The sequence below is a fragment of the Bradyrhizobium sp. WBOS08 genome, from assembly GCF_024585125.1.
Lineage (GTDB): Bacteria > Pseudomonadota > Alphaproteobacteria > Rhizobiales > Xanthobacteraceae > Bradyrhizobium > Bradyrhizobium japonicum_B.
The window spans coordinates 1023571-1047769 of sequence record NZ_CP028988.1 but is presented as its reverse complement, the minus strand read 5'-3'; the positions used below and the strand labels follow the sequence as shown (position 1 = coordinate 1047769).

At 66.1% G+C, this 24199-nt stretch carries 24 protein-coding genes; 10 read left to right on the top strand and 14 right to left on the bottom strand.

The window, feature by feature from the left end; all coding sequences use genetic code 11:
• Positions 1 to 52 precede the first annotated feature (52 nt).
• From DCM80_RS05100 to DCM80_RS05080, 5 genes are read right to left on the bottom strand one after another with little or no spacing between them, the layout of a single operon-like run.
• Positions 53 to 784 carry an aspartate/glutamate racemase family protein gene (locus DCM80_RS05100; protein ID WP_257196008.1) on the bottom strand — a complete coding sequence of 244 codons (732 nt, stop codon included), beginning with the start codon at positions 782 to 784 and terminating at the stop codon, positions 53 to 55.
• Between the two features lie 33 nt (positions 785 to 817).
• Positions 818 to 1696 carry an ABC transporter permease gene (locus DCM80_RS05095; protein WP_257196007.1) on the bottom strand — a complete coding sequence of 293 codons (879 nt, stop codon included), beginning with the start codon at positions 1694 to 1696 and terminating at the stop codon, positions 818 to 820.
• 3 nt (positions 1697 to 1699) lie between these two features.
• Positions 1700 to 2653, bottom strand: a complete 954-nt coding sequence (locus tag DCM80_RS05090) for an ABC transporter permease (RefSeq protein WP_257196006.1) — start codon at positions 2651 to 2653, stop codon at positions 1700 to 1702.
• A 5-nt stretch (positions 2654 to 2658) separates the two neighbouring features.
• Positions 2659 to 3948 carry a PotD/PotF family extracellular solute-binding protein gene (locus DCM80_RS05085; RefSeq protein ID WP_028137236.1) on the bottom strand — a complete coding sequence of 430 codons (1290 nt, stop codon included), beginning with the start codon at positions 3946 to 3948 and terminating at the stop codon, positions 2659 to 2661.
• Positions 3949 to 3994: 46 nt separating this feature from the next.
• The gene (locus DCM80_RS05080) at positions 3995 to 4981 is read right to left on the bottom strand and encodes an ABC transporter ATP-binding protein (RefSeq protein ID WP_257196005.1); all 987 of its coding nucleotides are present in this window, start codon (positions 4979 to 4981) and stop codon (positions 3995 to 3997) included.
• Positions 4982 to 5248: 267 nt separating this feature from the next.
• Here DCM80_RS05080 and DCM80_RS05075 point away from each other — a divergent pair, with 267 nt between their 5' ends.
• Positions 5249 to 5953 carry a GntR family transcriptional regulator gene (locus DCM80_RS05075; protein ID WP_257196004.1) on the top strand — a complete coding sequence of 235 codons (705 nt, stop codon included), beginning with the start codon at positions 5249 to 5251 and terminating at the stop codon, positions 5951 to 5953.
• A gap of 273 nt (positions 5954 to 6226) precedes the next feature.
• Here the strand turns inward: DCM80_RS05075 and DCM80_RS05070 are convergent, their stop codons facing one another.
• The 3 genes from DCM80_RS05070 to DCM80_RS05060 all read right to left on the bottom strand — a co-directional run bounded on the left by DCM80_RS05070 (position 6227) and on the right by DCM80_RS05060 (position 9144).
• Complete coding sequence (locus tag DCM80_RS05070) at positions 6227 to 6850, bottom strand: transglutaminase-like cysteine peptidase (protein WP_028137233.1); 624 nt, start codon at positions 6848 to 6850, stop codon at positions 6227 to 6229.
• A 330-nt stretch (positions 6851 to 7180) separates the two neighbouring features.
• Positions 7181 to 7792 (bottom strand): PilZ domain-containing protein, encoded by a 612-nt coding sequence (locus DCM80_RS05065; RefSeq protein ID WP_024340745.1) that lies wholly within the window; start codon positions 7790 to 7792, stop codon positions 7181 to 7183.
• 134 nt (positions 7793 to 7926) lie between these two features.
• The gene (locus DCM80_RS05060) at positions 7927 to 9144 is read right to left on the bottom strand and encodes an MFS transporter (RefSeq protein WP_257196003.1); all 1218 of its coding nucleotides are present in this window, start codon (positions 9142 to 9144) and stop codon (positions 7927 to 7929) included.
• Between the two features lie 376 nt (positions 9145 to 9520).
• On the opposite strand from DCM80_RS05060, the gene DCM80_RS05055 reads away from it, so the two are divergent.
• On the top strand, positions 9521 to 10672 hold the full coding sequence (locus DCM80_RS05055) for a zinc-binding dehydrogenase (RefSeq protein WP_257196002.1): 1152 nt from the start codon (positions 9521 to 9523) through the stop codon (positions 10670 to 10672).
• Positions 10673 to 10730: 58 nt separating this feature from the next.
• Positions 10731 to 11147 carry a VOC family protein gene (locus DCM80_RS05050; RefSeq protein ID WP_257196001.1) on the top strand — a complete coding sequence of 139 codons (417 nt, stop codon included), beginning with the start codon at positions 10731 to 10733 and terminating at the stop codon, positions 11145 to 11147.
• 24 nt (positions 11148 to 11171) lie between these two features.
• On the opposite strand, the gene DCM80_RS05045 is transcribed toward DCM80_RS05050, so the two are convergent.
• Entirely contained in the window at positions 11172 to 11912 is a 741-nt protein-coding gene (locus DCM80_RS05045; protein ID WP_257196000.1) for a metallophosphoesterase, read from the bottom strand.
• A 279-nt stretch (positions 11913 to 12191) separates the two neighbouring features.
• On the opposite strand from DCM80_RS05045, the gene DCM80_RS05040 reads away from it, so the two are divergent.
• Complete coding sequence (locus tag DCM80_RS05040) at positions 12192 to 14156, top strand: DEAD/DEAH box helicase (protein ID WP_257195999.1); 1965 nt, start codon at positions 12192 to 12194, stop codon at positions 14154 to 14156.
• Between the two features lie 85 nt (positions 14157 to 14241).
• Here DCM80_RS05040 and DCM80_RS05035 read toward each other — a convergent pair whose 3' ends face one another.
• Positions 14242 to 14748, bottom strand: a complete 507-nt coding sequence (locus tag DCM80_RS05035) for a GNAT family N-acetyltransferase (RefSeq protein WP_257195998.1) — start codon at positions 14746 to 14748, stop codon at positions 14242 to 14244.
• 146 nt (positions 14749 to 14894) lie between these two features.
• Between DCM80_RS05035 and DCM80_RS05030 the strand changes: the two genes are divergently transcribed.
• A complete protein-coding gene (locus DCM80_RS05030) occupies positions 14895 to 15281 on the top strand; it encodes a hypothetical protein (RefSeq protein ID WP_257180650.1) in 387 nt (128 codons plus the stop codon).
• Between the two features lie 58 nt (positions 15282 to 15339).
• On the opposite strand, the gene DCM80_RS05025 is transcribed toward DCM80_RS05030, so the two are convergent.
• Together DCM80_RS05025 and DCM80_RS05020 are read right to left on the bottom strand one after the other, a co-directional pair.
• Positions 15340 to 16473, bottom strand: coding sequence for a DJ-1/PfpI family protein (locus DCM80_RS05025; protein WP_257195997.1), 1134 nt, complete (start codon positions 16471 to 16473; stop codon positions 15340 to 15342).
• A gap of 126 nt (positions 16474 to 16599) precedes the next feature.
• Positions 16600 to 17154: a PAS domain-containing protein gene (locus DCM80_RS05020; RefSeq protein ID WP_257195996.1), complete on the bottom strand. Its 555-nt coding sequence runs from the start codon at positions 17152 to 17154 to the stop codon at positions 16600 to 16602.
• A 450-nt stretch (positions 17155 to 17604) separates the two neighbouring features.
• Here DCM80_RS05020 and DCM80_RS05015 point away from each other — a divergent pair, with 450 nt between their 5' ends.
• Both DCM80_RS05015 and DCM80_RS05010 read left to right on the top strand, forming a co-directional pair.
• Positions 17605 to 18423, top strand: coding sequence for a rhomboid family intramembrane serine protease (locus DCM80_RS05015; protein WP_257195995.1), 819 nt, complete (start codon positions 17605 to 17607; stop codon positions 18421 to 18423).
• Between the two features lie 195 nt (positions 18424 to 18618).
• Entirely contained in the window at positions 18619 to 19047 is a 429-nt protein-coding gene (locus DCM80_RS05010; protein ID WP_257180645.1) for a CBS domain-containing protein, read from the top strand.
• Here the strand turns inward: DCM80_RS05010 and DCM80_RS05005 are convergent, their stop codons facing one another.
• On the bottom strand, positions 19048 to 20082 hold the full coding sequence (locus DCM80_RS05005; RefSeq protein ID WP_028137220.1) for a patatin-like phospholipase family protein: 1035 nt from the start codon (positions 20080 to 20082) through the stop codon (positions 19048 to 19050).
• A gap of 261 nt (positions 20083 to 20343) precedes the next feature.
• On the opposite strand from DCM80_RS05005, the gene DCM80_RS05000 reads away from it, so the two are divergent.
• Together DCM80_RS05000 and DCM80_RS04995 are read left to right on the top strand one after the other, a co-directional pair.
• Positions 20344 to 21417 carry a hypothetical protein gene (locus DCM80_RS05000; protein ID WP_257195994.1) on the top strand — a complete coding sequence of 358 codons (1074 nt, stop codon included), beginning with the start codon at positions 20344 to 20346 and terminating at the stop codon, positions 21415 to 21417.
• Positions 21418 to 21812: 395 nt separating this feature from the next.
• The gene (locus tag DCM80_RS04995) at positions 21813 to 22007 is read left to right on the top strand and encodes a hypothetical protein (RefSeq protein WP_028137218.1); all 195 of its coding nucleotides are present in this window, start codon (positions 21813 to 21815) and stop codon (positions 22005 to 22007) included.
• A gap of 35 nt (positions 22008 to 22042) precedes the next feature.
• Here the strand turns inward: DCM80_RS04995 and DCM80_RS04990 are convergent, their stop codons facing one another.
• Positions 22043 to 23035, bottom strand: a complete 993-nt coding sequence (locus tag DCM80_RS04990; RefSeq protein ID WP_306594636.1) for a zinc-dependent alcohol dehydrogenase family protein — start codon at positions 23033 to 23035, stop codon at positions 22043 to 22045.
• A gap of 104 nt (positions 23036 to 23139) precedes the next feature.
• Here DCM80_RS04990 and DCM80_RS04985 point away from each other — a divergent pair, with 104 nt between their 5' ends.
• Entirely contained in the window at positions 23140 to 24000 is an 861-nt protein-coding gene (locus DCM80_RS04985; RefSeq protein ID WP_257197870.1) for a LysR family transcriptional regulator, read from the top strand.
• Positions 24001 to 24199 lie beyond the last annotated feature (199 nt).

Below are 24199 nucleotides of genomic sequence, written 5' to 3'. Positions count from 1 at the left end.
CCGGGCACACTGACCCTCTGCTCATGCCGCCCATAGGTATGTGGTGCTGCGGTTACGGCCGGAAGTGCGACAGCAGTCCATCATAGGGCTTCGATCGCGGCGCCGCGTAGGGCCCGAGGCGCGAGGTCTTCAGGCCCAGCCGCACCAGCGATTCCGCCAGCGTCACCGCCGCCGCGACGCCGTCAATCACGGGCAGGCCGTGCGTGGCGGCGAGTTCGGCGGCGAGATCGGCCATGCCGGCGCAGCCGAGCACGATGGCCTCAGCGCGGTCGTCACGGATCGCGGCCTCGATCTCCGCGGAGATCTTCGCCAGCGCATCGCTATTGCGCTCTTCCAGCGCGAGCACCGGGACCTCGGCGGCGTGGACGCGGGCGCAGCGATCGGCGAGGCCGTATTTCCGCAGATTGTGCTCGATCGGCACGACGGAGACACCGAGCGTCGTCACCACGGCAAAGCGCGCGGCGATCAGGCTCGCCATGTGGAAGCCGGCTTCGCCGATGCCGATCACCGGCGCCTTTGCGGCGGCGCGCGCGGCATCGAGGCCGGTGTCGTCGAAGCAGGCGATGACGTGTGCGTCCGCACCGTCGCGGTCGGCCTCGCGGATGCAGCCGAGCATGCCGGGCACGGCGAAGGCTTCGTCGTAAAATCCCTCGATCGAGACCGGGCCCATCGTCGGTTGCCGCGCGTCGATCTCCGTGGCGGGCAGGGCGACGCTGCGCGCCGCAGCAGCGATCTTCGCCGTCATCGACGCGGTGGTGTTGGGATTGACGACGTGAAGCCGCATCGGATCAGACAAGTCCCTCAGACGAGCGCATTGTTAGACGAGTCCCTGGCCGGCATCCGAGCCCTTGGCCGCCTGCCGCTTGTTGAGCACGTGGATGGTGCCGAGCGCAAGGGCGATCACCGTGAAGGAGACGGCCGAAATCACGGTGCCGAGCGCATAGATGTCGGGGTTCGTCACCGTGGTGGTGAGGCCCTGGAGATCGAGCGGCAACGTGTTCACCGCGCCGATCGCCTGGCTGGAGCGCGCGAGCTCGTCCCACGACAGCGTGAAACCGAACAGGCCGATGCCGATCACCGACGGCAGGATGATCGGCAGCACGACATGGCGGAACGTCTGCCATGGCGTGGCGCCGAGATCGCGCGCGGCTTCCTCGAGCCGCGGGTCGAAGCGGTTGAAGATCGCGAACATGATGAGCAGGCCGAACGGCAGCGTCCAGGTCAGGTGCGCGCCGAGCCCGGAGGTGAGCAGGCCCATCGAGGTCTCGAAATTCTCGTTCCAATGCGCCTTGATCAGGTCGTCGATGATGCGGAATTCGAGGGAGATGCCGAGCGAGGTGATGATCGAGGGAACGATCAGGCTGGCGATCGCCGAGTAGAACAGGATGCTTTGCGCCCTGAACTTCCTGCGGAAGGCCATGCCGGCGGCGACCGACAGCACGACGGTGACGATCATCACGATGACGCCGAGCAGCAGCGAGCGGCGGAACGCCGCGCCGAGATCGACGATGCCTGTGCCCTGGAACAGCTTTGCGATCCAGAACGTCGAGACGCCGTTCATCGGGAAGGTGAGGCCGCCCTGCGGCCCCTGAAACGACAGCACGTAGATCGCGATCATCGGGCCGTACAGGAACAGCACATAGGCCGCGAAGAAGATCGCGAGCACGTAGAACGAGCGCGGGCGTCCTTCCGTCATGCCCTAGAGCTCCTTCTTGATGTCGACGATGCGCGACATCATGGTGATGATCAGGAAGGTGATGGCGAGCAGGATCACGGCGTTGGCTGCGGCGGCCGGGAATTGCAGCGCATTCACCCGCGTCTCAATGATCTTGCCGGCGGCGGCGATCTGCTGGCCGCCCATCACGCCGATGGTGATGAAATCGCCCATCACGATGGTGATGACGAAGATCGAGCCGATCACGATGCCGGGCTTGGACAGCGGAATGATGACGTTGACAAGGGTCTGGAAGCCGCTGGCGCCGGCATCATAGGCGGCCTCGATCAGCGACTTGTCGATGCGCACCATCGAGTTGAAGATCGGCACCACCATGAAGAAGGTGAACAGGTGCACCAGCGCCAGCACCACCGAGAATTCGGAGAACAGCAGCCATTCGATCGGGTGGTTGATCAGCCCCGTCTTCATCAGGCCCGAGTTCACCAGGCCATTGCGCCCGAGCAGCGGGATCCAGGCGATCATGCGGATCACGTTGGAAGTCCAGAACGGGATCGTGCACAGCAGCGACAATCCCATCTGCCAGGTCTTGGACCTGACGTGGAAGGCGAGGAAGTAGGCCACCCAGAAGCCGATGAACAGCGTGATGGCCCACACCATGAAGCAGAGCTTCAGCGTCTTCAGATAGGTCTTGCCGATCGTGCAGAGCTCGGGCAGCTGCGCAAGGCAGCCCTCGAACGTGTCGGTGTAGCCGCGGCCGGAGAAAGCCGGCAGCAGCTGGTATTCGTTGTAATCCCAGAACGAGACGATGACGACGAAGGCGAGCGGAATGAGGAAGAAGGCGAGAAACACCAGCATCATCGGCCCGGCCTGGAGCCAGGAGATGGAGGACGGCGACAGGCGCGTCGGCTTGGCGGCGCGCGCTGTGCCCGACCCCGGGATCAGGCCCGGGGCTGCCTGTTGCAGGACTTCTTCGGACATGTCCGCTACGCCGCGATGAACTCGTTCCACTTGCGGACCATGTAGTCGTTCTCGTCCATCACCGCGTTCCAGCAGGCGACACCGCCCATGCGGTCCTCGTAGGAGCCGCCGTCGCGCACCGCGCCGGCCTTCTCCAGCAGCGAGCCGTCGGGCGCCTTGATGTCCTTCTCGGCCGGCTTGCCTTCCATCCAATAGGCCCACTCGTAGGGCTCCATATGCGCCTTCGCGGTGGAGAGCACGGCGGAGTAATAGCCTTGGCGATTGAGATAGGCGCCGGCATAGCCGGACAGGAACCAGTTCACGAACTCATAGGCCCATTCGAGCTTGGCGCCCGAGACGCCCTTGGAAACGCAGAAGCCGGAGGCCCAGGAGCGGTAGCCTTCCTTGAGCGGCTGGAACGTGCAGGGGATGCCCATCGAGCGCACCTTCGTCACCGCCGGCGACCACATCGACTGGATCACGGTCTCGCCCGAGGCCATCAGGTTGACGCTCTCGTTGAAGTCTTTCCAGAAGGCGCGGAACTGGCCGGCCTTCTTGGCTTCGGTCATCACCTTCATGGTGAGGTCGATCTCTTCCTTGGTCATGTTGCCCTTGTCGGCATATTTGTACTTGCCGGAGGCTTCCACGACCATCGCGGCGTCCATGATGCCGATCGAGGGGATGTTGAGGATCGAGGCCTTGCCCTTGAACTCGGGGTTGAGCAGCTCGGACCAGGAGCTGATCGGCCGCTTGATGAGGTCGGGCCGGATGCCGAGCGTGTCGGCATTGTAGACGGTCGGGATCAGCGTGACGAATTCGGTCGCCGACGTCGCGAATTTCTTGGAATCCTTGCCCTCGAGATAGAGCACCTTCCAGGGCGCGGTGCCCTGGCCGCCGATCTTCTTGCCGCCGGGCGTCTCGCCCTTGGTGAAGACCGGCGTGATGTTGCCGAATTCCTTGATCTTGCGGGCATCGAGCGCGAGGATGTTGCCCGACGGCACGATCTTCTTCAGCGAGAAATATTCGGTGTCCAGCACGTCGAAGGAGTTCGGCTGGGTCATCACGCGCTTGGTGACGTCGTCGGTGGTCGCGGTGATGTATTCGATCTTGATGCCGGTGTCCTTCAGGCACTGCCTGGAGATGTCGTCGCCTTCGTTCACGGCGGTGCCGAGATAGCGCAGCACCTTGGCATCGGCCGACTTCACATAGGGAAAGCCTGTGATGGCGCCGGAGCCGGCGGCGAGGCCGGCAAGACTTGCGGTGCCCTTGAGCAGCGTGCGGCGGCTGAGGCCGGTTGTCCTGGTCGTCTCGGTCATTTCCCTCACTCCTCTAGTGTTGCGCATTTTTCCAAGATCAAGGGCGCTATTGCAGGCGTTGCGCCTTGGCGGGGTCCCAGGTGGCCAGCACGCGATCGCCCGGACGGAACGGGTGGACGTCGAAAGTGGCTTCGGGAACGTGGGAGAACAGGGCGGTGCCGTCGTCGAGCGTGAGCGAGACAGCGATGTAGGAGCCCTGGTACTCGGTCTGGGTCAGCAGCGCCGGCGCGCCGAACGCGCCGTCAGCAAACGGCGCGATGCCGAGCTGATCGGCGCGCACGGCGATGAGGCTGCCGGCGTCGCTGAGCACGTTGTGGCCGCCGATGAAGCGCGCCACGAATTCGGTGCGGGGATGGTGGAAGATGTCGCGGGCCGTGCCCTGCTGCTCGATCCGGCCGTGGTTCATCACCACGATGTGGTCGGCGAGCGCCATCGCCTCTTCCTGGCCGTGGGTGACCTGGATGAAGCTGATGCCGAGCTCGCGCTGCAATCGCTTCAGCTCGCCGCGCATCCTCACCCTCAGGAACGGATCGAGCGCGGACAGCGGCTCGTCGAGCAGGAGAATCTGCGGCTCGGTGATCAGCGCGCGGGCCAGCGCGACGCGCTGCTGCTGGCCGCCGGAGAGCTGCGCCGGCAGCCGGCCGGCATATTGGCTCATTGCCACCAGCTCCAGCAGCTCGCCGGCGCGCTTGTGGCGTGTCGGCTTGTCGATGCCGCGCATCTTCAGGGCGAAGGCGACGTTGTCGAGCACGGTAAGATGCGGAAACAGCGCGTAGGACTGGAACATCATCGCCGTGCCGCGATCGGCCGGCGGCAGGTCGGTGACGTTCTGGCTGCCCAGGATGATGTCGCCCTCGCTGACGGCCTCGTGGCCCGCGATCATGCGCAAGGTCGAGGTCTTGCCGCAGCCGGACGGGCCGAGCAGGCAGCAATAGGTGCCGGCCGGGATCTTCAGATTGACGGTGTCGACCGCCAGCGTCGTGTCATAGCGCTTGGTGACGGCGACCAGTTCGAGGGCGGCGGGAGTGGCCATGGCGTGTCCAAGGAGGGGCTTGCTTGCTGCTCTCTCCGCAAGGTCCGTGCCAACCGCCGCCTCGCCGGCCGAATTGCGAAACTGTGCAGCGGAGTCAGATCGTTAGATCGAATCCGGGCCCGCTGTCCCGTCCGCCCTGTGCGCAATCACCTGCACACGAAACGGGCGCGGATTGTATAAACTTTCGCCTGTGATTGCATACAGCTCGTCGACTAACATTCGCCAGCGAACGTCGTCGATCGAGCCCTCAAGCCCAACCTCGAACTCATGGCCGCCAAGCACCGTCCCAAATCCGACGCGCCTGATGCGAACGATCGCGTCAGCCGCATCCGGGAGGGTGTGACCGCTGCGATCCTCGAGCACCGCCTGCTGCCGGGCACCAAGCTCGGCGAGGACGAGATCGGCGAGATCTACGGCGCAAGCCGCACGCTGGTCCGCACCGCGCTTCAGCAGCTCGCGCATGAGGGCATCGTCAACATCGAGAAGAACCGCGGCGCCTTCGTCGCGCGGCCGACGCCGGCCGATGCCCGCGAGGTGTTCGAGGCGCGCCGCCTGATCGAGCCCACCATCGTCGATCACGCCGTCGATGCGGTGACGTCGGACTGGATCGATCGCCTCCAGCGGCATCTTGCCGAGGAACGCGAGGCCGAGCTGCGCGGCGATGCCCGCGCCTCGGTCCGGCTCTCCGGGGAGTTTCACCGTCTCGTCGCCGAGATGAGCGGGCACAGCATCTATCTCGGCTTCCTGAAGGAGCTGATCGCGCGCTCCTCGCTCATCATTCTGCTCTATCGCCGCCACGACACGCCGGCCTGCGGCACCGAGCATCACGCCGGCATCGTTGCCGCCATTCGCAAGCGCGACAAGCAAGTCGCGCGCGCGCAGATGCTGTCGCACCTGGACGAGATCGAAGCCGAGCTGTTCCTGAAGGATCCCGCGGCCGACGAGCTGCGGCTTGCGGACGTGCTGGGGTGATTGCCACGCCCCGGGGCGCAGCATGCAATGATGTGCTGCTGAACCGGGGCTCATCGCTGTTCGCAAACCGGGTCCCGATTCAGCGACGCAGCGTTACACGCTGCACGACGCTCCCCGGGGACAGGCTGGGCTCCAAAAAAGTTGCGCCCAGCCATTGGGGGATGGCTGGGCGCAACTTTTTTGGAGCCCAGCCTGTCCCCGGGGCGCGTCGTGCAGCGTGGGTGGGGATGTGACCGGGTCGCGTAACCTGTTGTCTCGTTCCTGATCTCTTGCTCAGTCTCTGGCGCTGGCGGTGGAGACCGCGGGCTTGGTATCGCCGAGCGAGACCCAGACGTTGGGATCGCTCTGCGACTGGCGCTTGACGAAACGGTAGCCGGTCTCGGTCCAGGCAACGACGTTCTCGTTCTGATTGTCGAGAACGAACTCGCCCTTGTCGGTCTTCACCGTCAGCACCGCGTGTCCTTCGCCCTTCTTGTCGCGCACGACGGTGATGAGCAGGGCCTGGCGCGGCCATCCGGCATCGATCAGCATCTTGCGCTTCAACAGCACGTAGTCTTCACAGTCGCCGTAACCGTCCGATGGCAACGACCATTTCTCGATCACGCCCCAGTGCTCCTGGTCGGTCAGAGGCTTGACGGTCTCGTTGACCCAGCGATTGACCTTGACGAGGTCGCGCCATGCGCCCTGCGACATCACGATGTCGCGCGGCTGCGCCGGTGCGCCCTGGCACTGGGCGGTATTGTCCGCACAGAATTCGACCCAGCCGATCGGTGCACGCGTGGTATCACCGAGGCTCGCGTAGAGCAGACGGCCTTCGCCGGCCTGCGCTGCCGCGCTGATCCCGAAGAGCATGGCGGCCAGCGCCAGCCCCTTCCCCTGTCCCCTGAAGTCAAACATTGCGGCCCCCGTTTCTTGTTGGGACCACATTTCGCACGGAGCTTTTGCGTTGCCGCTAAGTCGACCAAGTCAAGTCGAGACGAATGCAAGTAAAACCTGCGGCGAATTCGATCTATACTTGAATCGAATTCTCATAAAATTTGAAACAACTGCAATTGATTCAAATTTTATCGATTAACGCGCAAACGCTGCCGGAACCGCTGTTTCCATCTGTAAACGGCCGCGCGTTAACCCGCGCAAGAGGCGGCGAGAGGCATGAAAAAGGCGGCGTCCGCATCGCGGAGGCCGCCTTCAGGGCTGGAAATATGGGGGTTTTCGCGCGCTGGCGCTTTACCGCGCGGTAACGCTCTCTTCGAGTGTCTCGATCGGCTGCTCGTGCAGGAACTCCAGCGCGAAGCCGTCTTCGAGGTTTCGGACCACGCGACCCTGGACCCGGCCGAGCAGGACCGTCGATTTCAGCGGCGGCCGGTTCTCCGCGGCGATGGCGGCGCCCGACAGCGAGAGGTCGATGATGCGGCAGGTCATCTTGGTGCCGTCCTCGAGCGTCAGCACCGCGATCGGGTTGCGCGGCACGATACGGTCGTGACGGCGGTCTTCCGGCAGGTTGAGGATGTCGCGGTTGGCGAGCCAGGTCAGCTGGGCCGCGAGCTTGTCGCGCTTCCTCGGCGTCGCCCCGATCGTCATGGCGAAGCCGTTGTCGATGATGCGGGTGATCTTGCCCTCGACGCGGCCGATATGGTCGAGATAGGCGACCACGCGGTCGCCGACATTGCCGATGCCGGGGGCGAGCAGCGCGAGGCCGCCCGGCGACATGTTGATCACCTGGCAAGGGAATTCGCGGCGGTCCGGCAGCATGTAGCGGCCGAGCAGGTGCACCTTCACCCGCTGGAAGCGCCGACGCTCCTCGGCGGCCGGTAGAAATTTCTTGTTCGCCAACGCCATTTTCAACACCCGACCCCCCGCCCGGGCGGAGTCCGGGACGACCCTAAGGTGCATAGGGTTAATGCCGCGTTAGGATCGGCCGCGGCGGTCACGGACAGACACAATGCGCCCGAAAAGCCACACCCAAAGCCCGCTCACGCCGGCTTCGTCGCCCGTAATTGCAGCACGACCAGCATTGCCAGCAGCAGCGCGGCCGACAGGCCGAGCGACCAGTGAATACCGATCGCCGCGCCAAACAGCCCGACCGTGATGCCGCTGAAGGCGCGCATGCCGAGGCCGGCCGTATTATAAAGGCCGACGACCCGGCCGCGAATGTCGTGCGGCGCATTCAACTGCACCAGCGCCTGCGCCATGGTGTTGAACGACAGCTCGAAGAACCCGGCGCAGAACAAGAGCGCGATCGCGACCGGATAGACCGGCACCAGTGCGAAGCCGAGCAGCGCCAGGCTCCAGAGCATCGCGAGCATGATCGCCGTGCGCGGCGTGCCCTTGAGGCGTCCCCAGGATTCCAGCGCGATAGCGGCGAGCACCGCACCAGCGGCGTCGGCCGCGAGCAGCACGCTGTAGGAGACGCCGGGATCGCCATGGCCGAGATCGCCGGCAAAGCCCGGCATCTGGGCGTGGTAGGCATTGCCGATCATGAAGGAGGTGAGGCCGGCCAGCCACGTCATCGCCGTCAGCACCGGCTGGGTGCCGATGGCGCGGACGGTCAGCACGATGTCGGCAAGGCCGCGCACGGCAAAGCGCCGCGCCGCGACGCTCTTGTCGCGCACGGGCGCCCAGAACAGCCAGAACAGCATCGGCAGGTAGAACAGCGTGTTGAAGATGATGCCGTAGGAGGTGCCGAGCGTCAGCATGATGATCCCGCCCACCGCCGGCCCGACCAGGATGCCGAGATAGCGCGCCATCGCGTTCAGCCGCACCGCGCTCGGTAGATCCGCAGGCGCCACGAGGTCGTAGAGCAAGAGCTGGTTCGGCGTCTGCCAGAGCACGCCGGCGCAGCCATGGATCACCAGCAGCAGCATCGCATGCCACATCTGGATCGTGTCGGTGAGGAAGAAGAAGCCCCATCCGCTCGACGCGACGATGAACAGCAGCATGCCGCACTGGATGATGCGGCGCGGATCGAACCGGTCGGCGAGCCCGCCGACCGCGACCGAGAACAGCAGGAAGGGCAGCCAGTGCGACAGCACCGCAAAACCGGCCAGCGCCGGTGAATGGAATTTCTGGAATACCACCCAATAGCTGATCACGTGCTCGATATTGTCGGCCATCATCGCCAGCACGTAAGAGCCGAACTGGAGACGGTAGGGCGCCGATTTCATGGCCGCGAACGAGCCGGACGTGGCCACGGGATTTTGGGGCAGGGGATTCAAGGGAATACCTGGGGTGAGACTATCGGCGCCTTACACGTTCGCTAATCGGCGCTCAAGACAATTGGGTGTATGACCATCTGCCATGCACTGTGGCTACACACTCCGCCGTCATCCTTCGAGGCTCCACGCTCGACTCTGCGCGCCGCACGTCTCGCCCCTCAGGATGGCGGCGGAGTGTGTAGCAGCACCGGAGCCCGGATGGAGCGTGGCGCAATCCGGGACCGCCGGTCCCGCATTCCGCGTTGCTCCATGCGGGCTACGACTTCGGCTTGGCACGACCGCCCATCTCACATACGCTTCGCCTTAGGCCCGCACCAACCAACCATAACAGACGGGCAGCGAGGAAACAGCCATGCAACAGATCCGCGTCTGCACCCATTCAGGTCCCGGCTCGGAGCCCGTCATCCGCACCGTGCCGTGGCCGAAGGTCGGCAGGAAGGCCGCGCTGATCAAGGTCGGCGCTTGCGGCGTCTGCGGCACCGATCTGCATATCCTGAAAGGACATTGGCCGAAGCCGCTGCCGTGGCCGTTCACGCTCGGGCATGAGCTCGGCGGTGTGATCGTCGAATGCGGCGACGAGTTCACCGAGGACTTCATGAGCAAGCCGCTGACCGTCGGCTCGAAGGTGATGATCCCGCCCTTGATGCCCTGCGGCCATTGCTATTACTGCATCCACTACCCGCAGACCGCGAACAAGTGCCTGACGCCGGTCTACTACGGCCGCTATCTCGGCTTCGACAAGGCGCCGCATATGTGGGGCGGCTGGGCCGAATACGTCTATGTCGACCTCGACATGCTGCCGGGCACCAAGATCTACAAGCTGCCCGACGACATGTCGCTGCGCCTGGGCGCACTGTCCGAGCCGCTGACCTCCTGCATCCGCGCCTTCAACCGCGCGGCCCGCGCCGGCGGCTTTTCCTGGGGCGACACGGTGGTGATCCAGGGCTCGGGCCCGATCGGCATTCTGGCGGTCGCAGCCGCCAGGGAGATGGGGGCAGGGCGTGTGATCTGCGTCGGCGCGCCGGAGCAGCCGCGGCTCAAGCTCGCCCGCGAGTTCGGCGCGGAGGCAACCGTGAACATCGAGGAGCTCAAGTCGCCGCAGCAGCGCATCGCGCGCGTCCGCGAGATCGTGGGCGGCTTCGGCGCCGATCTCGTGATGGACTGCTCGGGTCATCCGACCGCGGGCCCCGAAGGCATCGAGATGCTGCGCGACGGCGGCACCTATGTCGAGATGGGCCAGTTCACCGACGCCGGCTCGATCGACACGTCCTGGCACCGCATCTGCACCAAGGACCTCAACGTGCTGGGCTCCTGGGGCTTCACCGGCAACGACCTGCCGCTCGGCGTCGACATGCTGTACCGCACCGCGGACAAATATCCCTGGCTGAAGATGCAGACCATCTATCCTTTCACGGAGGACGGCGTCGCGCAGGCCGTGAAGGACGCGATGGCGATGAAGACGGTGAAGTCGACCATCGTGCCGTGGCCGGAGCTGGTGGAGTGATGGCCTGCCGCGGCACGTGATCCGCGGGCCACGTGCCGGCATACCAACGAGAGCCACGATGACAGACGCATCCAACCCGCAGGCTCGATCGCCCTTCCATGCCATCCGCGCGATCGACTACACCGTCATCTTCGTGCGCGACATGGCGGCGATGCGGCGGTTCTACGAGGACGTTCTTGCCTTCCCGCTGCTGCGCGAGCTCTCTGCGAACTGGATCGAGTACGGCTTGGGCCCCAACACGCTGGCGCTGGCACGGCCGAGCCGCACAGCGACTGACGCGCCGACGCCGGCGGGCAGCGCGGCGCTGCAACTGGCCTTCAAGGTGTCCGCGGCCGAGGTCGATGCGTGCGCGGAGGAGCTGGTGCGGCAGGGCGTTGCGCTGGTATCGCCGCCGACGAACCAATCCTTCGGCCACCGCACGCTGTTCTTCCGCGATCCCGACGGCAATCTGCTGGAGGTCTACGCGGAGATCTGAGCGCTGCGCGCTCGGCGCAGCCGGCTATGTGACGCTCCCGGTCAACATCGCATGCGCCCATTCCGGGCGATTGTTGGCGAGAGCGCGCGCCGAGGCGGCGTCCCAATCATATTCGAGGGCCAGCAGCTCGGCCTGCCAGCGCTTGTTTCTGTTCGTGAGGATTGCGTAGCGGGCGTGAGGTGAGCGGTGTTCGAGTTTTGCTGCGATGGGAAGGTCCGCGAAGACCGGGCAGCCAACGCTTCCCGGATTGAGGACCAGGCGGCCGCCGGGACCCTGAACGACCGCCTGGCGGTGGCTATGACCGCACAGCACCACGCGCGCCGACGGTTCGCTCGCGAGGCGCGCCTCCAGGACGTCGCGGCGTGCCGGCACAAAGCGGCCGTCGTCGAGCGATTCCTCCAGCAGGCACGTCGTGTCGTTCTCGGGCGTGCCATGGCAGGCCAGGATGGCGTCGTCCAGCCGCAGCTGGGAGGGCAGGCTGTGCAGCGCCCGGCGCTGCTCCGCGGTCAATGCGTTGCGGGCAAACAGGCCTGCCGGCGAGAGCTTGTCGTCCGGAAATTCCTCGATCCAGCGGTCATGGTTGCCGCGCACGGTCGGCAACGACAGCGCTTGCAGGGCTTCGAAGGTCTCTTTCGGCCACAACGGGCTGGTGACGCAATCGCCGAGGTTCACGATACGATCGACGCCACGCGCCTTGATGTCGGCCAGCACGGCCTCCAACGCAGCAAGGTTGCCGTGGATATCGGAAATGACTGCCAATCGCATCGTTGTGCGCTCCATCTCGTTGGGTCCGATCTCGGCTCAGTCGCCGCCAGATCCGGTTGCGCCGATGTTAGCCAAGGTCGCCGCAAAAATCCGCTGCAACCTCCAAGGCGCGGCTCTCCGCCAAGCCATGCAACATAGGCATGGTGATTCCCGCGCGCTTGGCGTAAAGAGCGGCCAGATCAAATCGCCAGCGTGCGGCCGGGCCGATTGCCGCGCACGTCAGCCTCAGGCCTCTCGGCTCGCTGTGCCGCGCCTGAATTAACCAAGGTTCTCCATCCCGTGTCTTTTCCGGCCCTGACCCCGCCGCTCGCCCGCGCTTTGGCCGAGCGGAATTATGATTCTCCGACCCCCGTCCAGCTCGCCGTGCTCGCGGACGAAGCCGCCGATCGCGACCTCCTGGTTTCGGCCCAGACCGGCTCCGGCAAGACCCTCGCTTATGGTCTCGCCATGGCCAGGGACCTGCTCGGCGATGCCGAGCAGTTCGGATCCGCGGCCGCTCCGCTCGCCCTGATCGTGGCGCCGACCCGCGAGCTCGCGATGCAGGTCCAGCGCGAACTCGCCTGGCTCTATGGGCATACGGGCGGGCGCGTGGTCTCCTGCGTCGGCGGCATGGATCCGCGCCGCGAGCAGCGCGAGCTTGCGGCCGGCGCTCATATCGTCGTCGGCACGCCGGGCCGGCTCTGCGACCATTTGCGCCGCGGCCGTCTCGATATCTCCGAATTGAAGGCGGTGGTGCTCGACGAGGCCGACGAGATGCTCAATCTCGGCTTTCGCGAGGACATGGAATTCATCCTCGAGACCACGCCGGATACGCGCCGCACCCTGATGTTCTCGGCGACGTTCCCGCGCGGCATCGTCGCGCTGGCCAAGCAATACCAGCATCAGGCGTTTCGGATCGAGGTCGCCGGTGACGAAGGCGGCCACGCCGACATCGAGTACCGCGCGATCCGGATCGCGCCCGCCGACGTCGAGCATGCCGTCGTCAACGTGCTGCGCTTCTTCGAGGCGCCGAGCGCGCTGGTGTTTTGCAGCACGCGCGATGCGGTCAGGCATTTGCAGGCGGCGCTGCTGGAGCGCGGCTTTGCCGTCGTCGCTCTCTCGGGCGAATTGACGCAGAACGAGCGAACCCTGGCGCTGCAATCGCTGCGCGACGGACGCGCCCGCGTCTGCGTCGCGACCGACGTCGCCGCCCGCGGCATCGATCTGCCGAGCCTCGATCTCGTCATCCACGCGGACCTGCCCAACGATGCCGAGGTGATGCAGCACCGCTCGGGCCGCACCGGGCGCGCCGGTCGCAAGGGCACGAGCGTTCTGCTGGTGCCGCCCGCCCGCCGACGGCGCGCGGAGCTGCTGCTCAATCTCGCAGGGGTGGACGCGGTCTGGGGCACGGCGCCGCAGGCGGACGAGATCCGCAAGCTCGACCACGCGCGCATGAAGGACGTGTTGTTCACCGAGGAAACGACCGCCGACGATCTCGTGCTGGCGCAGGCGCTGCTCGCCGAGCGGTCGGCCGAGGATATCGCCGCCGCACTGGCGCGGCTCTATCGCGCGCGGCTGCCGTCGCCCGAGGACATCATCGATCCCGGCGAGCGGAGCGGTCGGCCGCGCGAGGAGCGCGGACGGGACAGATTTCACGGCCAAGGCGTCCAAGGCGAAAGTGGCGACGATCGTGCCGCCAGGCCGCGAGCGAAGTCCGGAAAAGCCTCGTCGAAGCACAGCATGGCCGACGGCAGCGTCTGGTTCCGCGCCGCGATCGGGCGGCGCAAGAATGCGGAAGCGCGCTGGCTGCTGCCGATGATCTGCCGCCGCGGCGGCATCGACAAGCGCGACATCGGCGCCATCAAGATCATGGACACCACGACCGAGTTCGAGATCTCCGCGCAGGCCGCGGAATCGTTCGCCGCAAAGATCAAGCGACCGGACAAGGAAGACAGCATCCGTATCGAGCCGATGGCGGACGCGCCGCAGCGACAGGCGTCGCCGGAGCAACGGTCACACGCGCCGGCTCGCGAGCGAGCCGATGGCGATCATCGCGAACGCCGCGACGAGCGCCCGCGCGAGACGCGTGAATTCAAGCCGCGCGGCAAACCGCCCGGCAACCGCGCGCCGCGATTCGACGACGCGCCGCCCTTTGGAAAGAAGAAGCATCGCGACAAGCAGGCCCGCGCGGAGCCCTCGGTGACGCCCTGGCCGGTGAAGGGTGCACCGGGAAAGAAGCCGAAGAAGAAAAAGCATCGCGGCTGAGCCGCGGCCGTTCGGGACGGACGGCGATGATGCCGCCGGATGGCGGCGGCGACGTCATCTGCATCGGCGCAGTCGGGCAGGGGCGCTACGCCGCGGTGAGGTCGCGCCGCATATAGGTCGCGCCTTCCCCGTAGGAAGCGAGCTTCGCGCGCAGTGCCGCGTCCGCCGTCACCGGGCGAAAGCCGAGATGTTGCCACAGCGGCCGCGTGGCGTAGACCGAGACCAATGCGAGCGCCGTGATGCCGGATGCGCGCGCGAGCTTCGCGATGCCGGCGACATATTCGCGCGCCACGCCGCCGCGCCGGTCCGGCAGCACGGCGACATCGTGCACGTAGAGGCAGTCCGCGTCTTGGGGGAGCCGTTCGAGCAAGCGGTCGAGCGGCGGGATCTGATGCAGCTTCCAGGGATGCGCGAGGCCGTAGCCGGCGATCGTATCGTCCGCAACGAGCACGCGGCATCCGTCGGGACAGAGCTGCATCTTCTCCGCGAACACCTCGGCTCTTTCGGGAAGATCGGGATGTATCCGCGCCGCGATGGCGACGATCGCCGCGAGATCGGATATGCGCGCTGGGCGCCAGTACGGCTTGCTCATCTCGATCCGTGGTTCCGTCTCACATCATCCAGTTTATTCCACCGCGCGGCGGCGCGCAGCGAAAAATTTCTTTGCTGCCGCCCGAGGAATACGAGGCCGCGCCCGGCGTCCTACCCATGCAAGCCAATTGCATGATAGGAGACATCATGACGTCCTCGATCCGCCTCGCGCTCGCGCTGGCTCTATCGCTCGCGATCGTTCCCGCCGCCTTCGCCGCGCCGCCGACCAAGACGGGCAAGACCGACAAGGGCAACGTGCTCACCGACGCCAAGGGCATGACGCTCTACACCTTCGACAAGGATACCGACGGCAAGTCGGCCTGCAACGGTCCATGTGCGACGAACTGGCCGGTGCTGAAGGCCGAGGCCAGCGACAAAGCCGGCGACGGCTACACCATCATCACCCGCGACGATGGCTCCAAGCAGTGGGCCTACAAGGGCAAGCCGCTCTACACCTTCGCCAAGGACCAGAAGCCCGGCGACATCACCGGCGACGGCTTCCTGAACGGCGCCTGGCACCTGGCGATGCCGTAACGGCGGGGTACGCGGACACGAGCGTCGGCTGCTCCACGCGGCAGCCGGCGCGCTGCAATTATCTCGGATATTCCAGCTGCATCGCGACGAAGTCGGCCGTGCGTGGCCCGTAGCGGGCGTCGATGGCGCGCAAGGTCTGGTCCAGTGCCCGCGCCGGCGGCAGGTCGACGGCGGCCGGCACCGTCTGCTGCGCCGGCCAGTCGGCGACGGCCGCGTCGGGCAGGATGCGAAGACCGCCGCGACTTGTCTGCGCCTCTGTCGTCGCCGCGAAGGTGAGGGCACGCGAGCGATAGGTGCGCGACCACGCATCGGCGACCAGCGCGAGCGACACCTCGTCGATAGCAGGCGTCAGGGCGATTCCGAGTTGCTCGCGGTTCCAGAATGCGAGCGTGTTGGCGATCGCCGTCAGCGCGAAGGGGCGGGTGAACTGGAACGCCTCGCTGCGGTGGCGCGCATCCCACGCGGCAAGTCCGACCTCGCGGGCGACCGCCTCCGCCTTGGCGCGGCCGGCGATGGCCTCGACCAGGGTCAGGGCCATCGGCATGGATGCGGTGATGCCGGTCGTCGTCGCAACGCCGCGGTCGACCACCAGCCTGCGGTCCGCGACGTAGCGGATCGCAGAATGCTTTTGCAGGTCGCGCACGGAATACCAGTGCGTGGTGGCCTTGCGGCCGTCGAGCAGCCCGGTGTTGGCGACGACCTTGGCACCGACGCAGACGCCGATGATTGTCGCGCCCTTGCCGGCCTGGCTTCTGATCCATTGCAAGGCTACGGCATCGTCTTCGCGGCTCATCGCGGGCACGATGACGTAATCGGCGCCGTCGGGGTGCGCAGCATCGAACGCGGCGATGGTCGCATGCGGCTGCACTTTCAGCGCGGGATAGAGCGCGACGGGTCCGGGTTGGGTCGCCAAGGTGAGCACGTCGGCGACGTCGGCGCGCGCGAGAATGCCGTATGGCATCAGATAGTCGGTCGTCTCGGTCATGTCGTTGATGCCGACGATGGCGATCAGCGGGCGTTTGCGCTTCGGCGGCTTCAATGCCGCCAGCGTGGCCTCGGTCTCCTCCCTGGATATCGCAGGCGCGGCTTCCGGAGCCGGCGTGCCCGGCAGCAACAACAGCCAGCTCCCGCCGATCGCCGCCAGCAACACCACGCAGCCGAGAGCGCTCCATGCCAGAATTCGCCAGCTCATGATGTCACCCGACCGTCGTTAGCTCACGCGAGGCGGAAACTAACCCTTCGCGGCACGACCAGGAATGACGCAGATCCCGCAAAAACGGTCGCATGCGCCGGCGCGGCCATTGTGACGGAGTGGGAACTATCTCAGCCCCTCATACACCATCAGCCCGCGGGCGATCTGCAGTTTCCGGATCGCGCGCGGCAGGAGTTTCTCCGGCTGGTGCAGGTAGCGCCAGGAGGTGAGGGTGAAGGCTGAAAGCGCGCCGCATTCGTCGTCGAACGGCGCGAGCACGCCGGTCACGCTCACCGGCGTATGCGGGCGGGCGTTGAAGGGCAGCAGCAACAGCTCGAGAGCGGCCTTGCTGCCGTCCTCGCGCGCGGCCGTGACGCCGGCGATCGCGCCCAGCGCTTCGTCGGCGACGATGGTCGTGATCTCCTCGATCTCGCCGCGGCTCGCATCATCGAACAGCGCGGCAAAGCCCGTGTCCTTGAGGTCGCGCCCCGCCAGCGCGCAGACGCGCGTGCCGGCGACGCGGAACGGGAAGCCGAGGTTCGGCTCGCAGGAGAGCACGAAGATGTCGCCGAGCAGACCGCGGACCGCGGCCGGATCGATGTCGGCCCGGTCAGGGGCCCGTGCGGCGCCACGCTTGTCGTCCCAATAGGCGAAGAACGCGCGGCTCGACGGATGTTTCATGACTGAACGCTTACCCCGGGGTGCAACCTCGAAGGGACAGACCTGTCCCGCTTCAGTGCACCCGCGATCCCTTGTGTTGTTGTGCAGGAGGTGATTTGCAGCGTCCATGCCGCAGGCGCGTTTTCGCCTCCCTCAAGCGCGCCTTTGCATCGTTAACGTTAAATTAACTATGCGCTTTGCGTCGGCCGCCGCCCTGCTATGGTGATCCCGGTCGCAAGCCCCGCCGCTTTTCTCCAGGTTCTCGGCGAGGTTCTGTACACAGGGCGTCAAACAGTTTGGCCACGGGCCGGGGAGGGGTGGGGATACACCTTCATTCCGGGATCGGAAGGCCGACACGGATAGGCAGGGCTTTCCCAGGGCCCTGCCTTTTCCTTTTGTGCACTTGCGCAAGGCCGGGAAAGGCGACTATCTGCAGGTGGATCGCTCCGATCGCCTGAAAGCGAAGCTGCCTTGGATTCCCCGCACGATTCGTCGCAAGATCCTCCGCTCGACCTGCCTGCCGCCCATGAGGAGGCTCCGCACGAGCCGGTGCTGACGCTGCCGCCGGCGCTGACCGCCTATATCGTCCTGCTGGCGGTGATCCATCTGCGGGTGCTGCTGCCGCCGGAATTCGAGAACTGGACCATCGACGTCTTCGGCTTCATCCCGAAGCGCTACGATTCCTCCCTGCTCAATCTGGAGATCCCCGGCGGCAGCGGGGCCAAGGTCTGGACCTTCGTCACCTATTCGCTGCTGCACGCCAATCTGACCCATCTCGGCTTCAACGTGCTGTGGCTGCTGCCGTTCGGCAGCGCGCTGGCACGGCGCTTTGGCGCCGTCAGGTTCTTCCTGTTTCTGGCGGTGACGGCGGCGGCCGGCGCGCTCGCCCATCTCCTCACCCATGAGCACGCGGTGGCGCCGATGATCGGCGCCTCCGCCTCGGTGTCGGGCGCGATGGCAGCCGCGATCCGCTTCGCGTTCGTCCGCGGCAGCTTCCTGTCGTTCAACCGCTCGGACGCCGATACCGCGGCAAGGGTCCCGGCGCTGCCGCTGTTGCGGGCGCTGCGCGATGGGCGGGTGATCGGCTTCCTCGCGGTGTGGTTCGGCGTCAACATCATCTTCGGCGTCGGCGCGATCGGCATCGATGCCGAAACCACCAGCGTCGCCTGGCAGGCGCATATCGGCGGCTTTTTCGCCGGCCTGTTGCTGTTCGCCCTGTTCGATCCGGTGCCGCGCGTGCGAAACGATGCTGCGGATGCGTCATCACAGGACGTTTCAGACCGTATTTGAAGCGGCGCTTGCGGCGCGGCCCGAATTCATCCATCATTTGCGGGAAGAATGTTTCGAAGCTGCGAGCCGCTGGCGGCGATGCTTCGCAAAGCGCCCGAGCGTGAAACCGGCGCTAAACAAAACTGTTAGTTGAAGACTCGAAGACCAAGTTCGGACCGCCGAGAAGGCGGGCGGCTCGGATTCAGGGAGGCGACAATGACGGTACGTTCCATTCTCAATACCAAGGGCCACCAGATCGTAAGCGTCGAGCCCGACGTCAAGCTGGCCGCCGCGGTCAGGCTGCTCGGTGAGAAGAAGATCGGCGCGGTGCTGGTGATGAACCAGAGCCGGCTCGAAGGCATCCTGTCGGAGCGTGACATCGTCCGCGTGCTCGGCGAGCGCGGCGCCGGCGCGTTGGAAGAGCCGGTGGCTCAGGTCATGACCCGCAAGGTCGTCACCTGCAAGGAGACCGACACCGTCGCCGAGCTCATGGAGATGATGACGTCAGGCAAGTTCCGCCACCTGCCCGTGATCGACAACGGCAAGGTGGTCGGCCTGATCTCGATCGGCGACATCGTCAAGCGCCGGGTTCAGGAATACGAATCCGAGCAGGAAGCCCTGCGCGACTACATCAAGACGGCCTGATCAGGCCTGGTCGTCCGCTTTCGGGGCGTGCCCCGCGGGCGCCGGCGCCAGCACATCGATCGCCTCCTGGATCGACTCCAGCGCGCGCTCGGCGGCGCGCGCACCGTGGGCGATCAGCTCCTCGGAGCGATGGAAGTCGAACCAGCCGAACTGGCCGATCCGCGGCGAGATCAAGAGATCCGGGGGATCGCCGGCGAGGCGGGCGCGCGTGATACGGTCCTGCATGATGTTGAAGGCGTCGACCATCACCGAGGAGATGCCGGGCCGGCCGTTGCCGCCGAAAAATTCTCGCTTCATGGTCTTCTCGGGCGAGAACAGCCGCGGGAAGCGCCGCTTGGTCGTCGGCTCCTCAACCTCCGGCGCGACCTGAGCCGGCACGGCGCCATGCGCATGAATGGTCGTGGAATGGGTGAAGATGTCGCTGGAAAGATTTGCGGCGATGACGATTTCGGCGCCGAGCGCGCGGGCGGCGGACACCGGCACGGGATTGACCAGCGCGCCGTCGACCAGCCAGCGGTCGCCAATCAGCATGGGCTGGAAGATCCCGGGCAGGGCGTAGGACGCGCGCATCGCATCGACCACGCGGCCACGCGTCAGCCAGATCTCGTGGCCGGTGCGCACTTCGGTCGCGACGCTCGCGAACTTGATCGGGAGGTCCTCGATCAGGATCTGTCCGATCGCGTCCTCGAGTCGGCTTGCCAGCTTCTCGCCGCCGAGCAGGCCGGAGCCATTGAGGCGAATGTCGAGATAGCCGAGGATGTTGCGCATGCCCTGCAGGCTGCGCCCCCAGTCTTCGAACGTATCGAGCCGGCCGGCCGCGTGGAGACCACCGGCGACGGCGCCGATGGAAGTGCCGACCACGACATCGGGCACGATGCCGTTGGCAAGCAGGGTCCGGAGGATGCCGATATGGGCAAAGCCGCGCGCCGCTCCGCCGCCGAGGGCAAGGCCGATGATGGGACGGCGGGTGGGGCCAAGGCCAATCTTCTCACCGTTCGAGCCGTTTGCGCCGCGCCCCTTCAAGATGTCCAGCACCGAAACTCTCCTACGCCGGGGCCAAAGCTGCGGCCAGGCCCGTATCGCCAGACTAGGCACCGCACTCGCACTCCGCCATCCCGGGCGCGAAGCATGGTTTATGCCGCTTTGGACAGGGCACCGGGCAGGAGTAAGGCGAGGGGCGTTGCCTCAGGACTAATCACGCAGGCGTCAACCGGGTTCCACAGACCGAACCGGCACCGTATTTCCTGGGGTTTCACAGGCTTGAATTTGCCGCGTTTTCGGTGAAAAGCAGGAGGCATGACAAGCGGGGGTGACGGCATCATCGGATGGCGGCGCAGCATCAGGCTGCTGCCGGCGCTGATGCTCGTCGCGGCCCTCGTTACCTCAGGCCAAGACACTGCGCAGGCGCAGCTTTTCTCCGATCGTCCGCCGCCGGTCCCTCCGGCTTCGGTGCCCGACCCCGGCGGCGCCGTCAGCCTGGCGCCGCCCTCCGGACCAGGCGCCGGTCCTGCGAGCCTGCCGCCGACCCTGATGCAGCCGGCCACGCCGAGCATGCCGCCGCCCGCCCTCACCACCGTGCCGCCGGCCGCGCCGCTCAATGCGGCCGTGCCCGGACAAGGTGTGCTGTCGCTGAGCGCGAAATACGGCAAGGACACGCCGGCGATCACCAGCGGCCTGGTCTGGCGCGTGTTTGCCGACCGTCCCGACGAGAACGGCACCTTCAAGCTGATCCGCGAGGACCGCAACGCCTCGCCCAACATCGTGCTGCCGCCAGGAAATTACGTCGTGCACGTCGCCTTCGGCCTGGTCAGCGCGGTGCGGACCGTCAGCCTGAAGGCCGAGACCGACCGCGAATCCTTCGTGCTGCCGGCCGGCGGCCTGCGCATCGAGGGCCGGGTCGGCACCAGCCGGATTCCGCAGAACCAGATCTCGTTCGCGATCTACAAGGGCAGCCAGTTCGAATCCGGTGAGCGCGCCTCGCTGGTACCGAACGTCGCAGCCGGCGACGTCGTGCTGATCCCCGAAGGCACCTATTACATCGTCTCCAATTACGGTGACGCCAACTCGGTGGTGCGCTCGGACATTCGCGTCCAGGCCGGCAAGCTCACCGACGTCACCATCACCCACCGCGCCGCCGTGATCACGCTCAAGCTGGTCAGCGACAGGGGCGGCGAGGCGCTCGCCAACACCGCCTGGTCGGTGCTGACCCCGGGCGGCGACGTCATCAAGGAATCGATCGGCGCCTTTCCGCGGGTGGTGCTCTCCGAAGGCGAATACCGCGCCATCGCCAAGAACGAGGGCAAGGTCTATGAGCGCGGCTTCAACGTCGTGAACGGCGTCGACGGCGAGGTCGAGGTGGTCGCGCGGTAGGGTCTGGGCGGTGATGCCGCCCAGCCGGACGCCGGACCGATTCCCCTCGCACGGCGCTTCTCATTCCGTGCACCATCGATCCGTCTCCTGTTACCGCTCGTCCGGCGCGCTGGTGCAAGGAGGCTCTTCGGCAGCAAATCCAGTCTTCTGTTTTGAATGATTCTCAGCCCACTCCTGGCTTCGCCGGGAGTCCACAAACACCGGCACCGCTGGCTTATTCCTGACGCCTCGCGGATTCACCACAGCCGGTGGAAGATACCGATTTCCGATCATCAATCTTGTTCTCTTTCCATCCTGCTGGGTTATATCTCGGGCCTTCCGTCCAACGGGGAAGGCCGGCGCAGATTTGTGAATCTGCGAGACCGGCAGGGGAGCAGGGGACCAAGCTCGACGGCATGTTCGAAGTGATCCTGACCAGGCGCAAGCGGTTCGGCTGGCGATGGCGTGTGTGCGACCAGTCCGGCAAGATCTTTGCCGATGGTTTCGAGCGCACCCGTCCGTCGGCGAAATATCATGGCGAGCGCGCGTTGTTCTTCCTGTTGTCGCAGGCCTATCTGCGCAACCGCTCGGCGGCCTCCAGCGAGGATTGACAGCCGGGGCGCAGCTGCCGACGACCGGCTTCACCTCAGATGTCGACGACCAGCTTGCCGTTCGCCGCGTGATCGCGGATCAGCTCATAGGCATCGCCGACGCTCTCCATCGTAAAGCGCCTGGGATCGAGCAGCGGCACGAGCTTGCCGGCTTCGACGAGGCGAGTGGCCTCCGCCATGATCTTTCCGTGGTGCGCGCGGCCTTCGCCCGACAGTAGCGGCAGCAGCGTGAACACGCCGGAATAGGTGGCGGCGCGGAACGACAGCGGGGCAAGCGCATGCGTGCCCCAGCCCAAGGCACTCACCACATGACCGAAGCGGCGCACCGCTTGAAAAGAGGCGTCGAGCACCTTGCCGCCGACGGTGTCGTAGACGATATCGAAGCCGCGGCCGCCGGCATGCTGCGCAACGTAGGCTTCGATCGGGCTGTCGCGGTCGATGAACTCCGCGCCAAAGGCTTCGATGGTGCCGCGCTGCGCCGCCGAGCCCGTGGCGAACACGTCCGCCCCGAAAGCGCGCGCGATCTGAATCGCGACATGACCAACGCCGCCCGCGCCGCCGTGGATCAACACCTTCTGGCCCGCCTTCAGGCCGGCGCGGTCGATCAGGCCCTCCCAGGCCGTGATGACGATCAGGGGCAGGGCGGCAGCCTCCCGCATGCTGAGATTGGCGGGCTTCAAGGCGAGAAGATCGGCGTCGACCGCGGCGAATTCGGCCAGCGATCCCGGTACGCCGCCGACCCCTCCGGTCATGCCATAGACCTCGTCGCCCGCCTTGAACCGCGTCACCTCGCTGCCGCTGCGCTCGACGATCCCGGCCAGATCAATCCCGGGAATTGCCGGCAGCGGATGGCGCGCATGCGCGGCCGTACCGGCATGAATCTTGGTGTCCAGCGGATTGACCCCGCTCGCCCGCACCCGCACCAGCACCTCGCGCGGTCCGATTTCGGGTCGGGAAATCGTCGAGAGGCGTAAGGGGCCGTTGTGGGCCTCCAGCACGCCGGCACGCATCGTCGGTTGTGCCATCATGACCGTCTTGCTCCAGTTGTCGGCGCCAATATGCTCATGAATTTTTGCATGAAAAGGAACGATGCTGTACGATGAACATACATTTTCGTATGGGCGGTGGTGTGGTGGACTGGAGCGATCTGCGTATTTTCCTGGCGATTGCCCGCGAAGGCACGCTCGGCGCCGCCGCGCGGAAGATCGGCCAGACCCAGCCGACGATGGGGCGGCGGCTTCGCGCGCTCGAAACGTCGTTGGGTCAGACGCTGTTCCAGCGCACGGCGGACGGGTTCGTGCTGACCGACGAGGGCACGGCCGTGCTGCGTCACGCCGAGCGGATCGAGGACGAGGCGCTCGCGCTGGAGCGTCAAGCGTCCGGTGCGACGACGCAGCTCGACGGGCTGTTGCGCCTGTCTTCGTCGGACTGGTTCGGCACGGTGATGCTGTCGCCGGTGATCGCCGCGTTCGGCAAGCGTCACCCCGCCGTGACGGTGGAGCTGCTGACCGATGCGCGGCTCTACAGCCTGCCGCGGCGCGAGGCCGATTTGGTCTTCCGCATCAAGCCGTTCAGCGAGCCCGAGGTGATCTCCAGAAAGCTGCTGCACATTCCCTACGCGCTCTATGGCAAGAAGGGCAGCAAACCGCCGCGGGCGGGGGACGGCAGCGGTATTCGCGTCGTGACCATGAATGCCGAATTCGCGGAGATGCCGGACGCGGTCTGGCTGAAGCGCATGCTGCCGAATGCGGACGTCGCCTCGCGCAGCAACAACAGGCAGGTGCAGGCCGAGCTTTGCGCGAGGGGTGGCGGCCTTGCCGTGCTGCCGCGGCCGCTCGGCGACAGCGATCGCCGTCTGGTCGCGCTCGACATCGGCACGCCCCCGCCCGGTCGCGACACCTATGTCGGCTATCATCGCGATCTGAAGCGACTCGCTCGTCTGCGTGCGCTGCTCGATCTCGTGATCGAGCGGCTGGCAGGACCGCCGTCGTAGCCGCTCCATCAGGACGACAAGACCTTGTGGTGCCCGGCGGGCGAAACACCCGAGCGATGGGTCAACCCGCGCCGCCGAAAATATTCCGCTTTACCGAATTTCGGAAATGGCGTATGTGTCGCGCAACCCGGCCCAAGGAAGAGGGGCGTATCGCGATCGTCACGAACGCGGGCCGGGCGGCGGTGGACGCCGATGGCAT

Coding starts and splice junctions, on each gene's coding strand:
- DCM80_RS05100 (WP_257196008.1), bottom strand. CDS start 784: ATGCGGCTTCACGTCGTCAATCCCAACACCACCGCGTCGATGACGGCG.
- DCM80_RS05095 (WP_257196007.1), bottom strand. CDS start 1,696: ATGACGGAAGGACGCCCGCGCTCGTTCTACGTGCTCGCGATCTTCTTC.
- DCM80_RS05090 (WP_257196006.1), bottom strand. CDS start 2,653: ATGTCCGAAGAAGTCCTGCAACAGGCAGCCCCGGGCCTGATCCCGGGG.
- DCM80_RS05085 (WP_028137236.1), bottom strand. CDS start 3,948: ATGACCGAGACGACCAGGACAACCGGCCTCAGCCGCCGCACGCTGCTC.
- DCM80_RS05080 (WP_257196005.1), bottom strand. CDS start 4,981: ATGGCCACTCCCGCCGCCCTCGAACTGGTCGCCGTCACCAAGCGCTAT.
- DCM80_RS05075 (WP_257196004.1), top strand. CDS start 5,249: ATGGCCGCCAAGCACCGTCCCAAATCCGACGCGCCTGATGCGAACGAT.
- DCM80_RS05070 (WP_028137233.1), bottom strand. CDS start 6,850: ATGTTTGACTTCAGGGGACAGGGGAAGGGGCTGGCGCTGGCCGCCATG.
- DCM80_RS05065 (WP_024340745.1), bottom strand. CDS start 7,792: ATGGCGTTGGCGAACAAGAAATTTCTACCGGCCGCCGAGGAGCGTCGG.
- DCM80_RS05055 (WP_257196002.1), top strand. CDS start 9,521: ATGCAACAGATCCGCGTCTGCACCCATTCAGGTCCCGGCTCGGAGCCC.
- DCM80_RS05050 (WP_257196001.1), top strand. CDS start 10,731: ATGACAGACGCATCCAACCCGCAGGCTCGATCGCCCTTCCATGCCATC.
- DCM80_RS05045 (WP_257196000.1), bottom strand. CDS start 11,912: ATGCGATTGGCAGTCATTTCCGATATCCACGGCAACCTTGCTGCGTTG.
- DCM80_RS05035 (WP_257195998.1), bottom strand. CDS start 14,748: ATGAGCAAGCCGTACTGGCGCCCAGCGCGCATATCCGATCTCGCGGCG.
- DCM80_RS05030 (WP_257180650.1), top strand. CDS start 14,895: ATGACGTCCTCGATCCGCCTCGCGCTCGCGCTGGCTCTATCGCTCGCG.
- DCM80_RS05025 (WP_257195997.1), bottom strand. CDS start 16,473: ATGAGCTGGCGAATTCTGGCATGGAGCGCTCTCGGCTGCGTGGTGTTG.
- DCM80_RS05020 (WP_257195996.1), bottom strand. CDS start 17,154: ATGAAACATCCGTCGAGCCGCGCGTTCTTCGCCTATTGGGACGACAAG.
- DCM80_RS05010 (WP_257180645.1), top strand. CDS start 18,619: ATGACGGTACGTTCCATTCTCAATACCAAGGGCCACCAGATCGTAAGC.
- DCM80_RS05000 (WP_257195994.1), top strand. CDS start 20,344: ATGACAAGCGGGGGTGACGGCATCATCGGATGGCGGCGCAGCATCAGG.
- DCM80_RS04995 (WP_028137218.1), top strand. CDS start 21,813: ATGTTCGAAGTGATCCTGACCAGGCGCAAGCGGTTCGGCTGGCGATGG.
- DCM80_RS04990 (WP_306594636.1), bottom strand. CDS start 23,035: ATGATGGCACAACCGACGATGCGTGCCGGCGTGCTGGAGGCCCACAAC.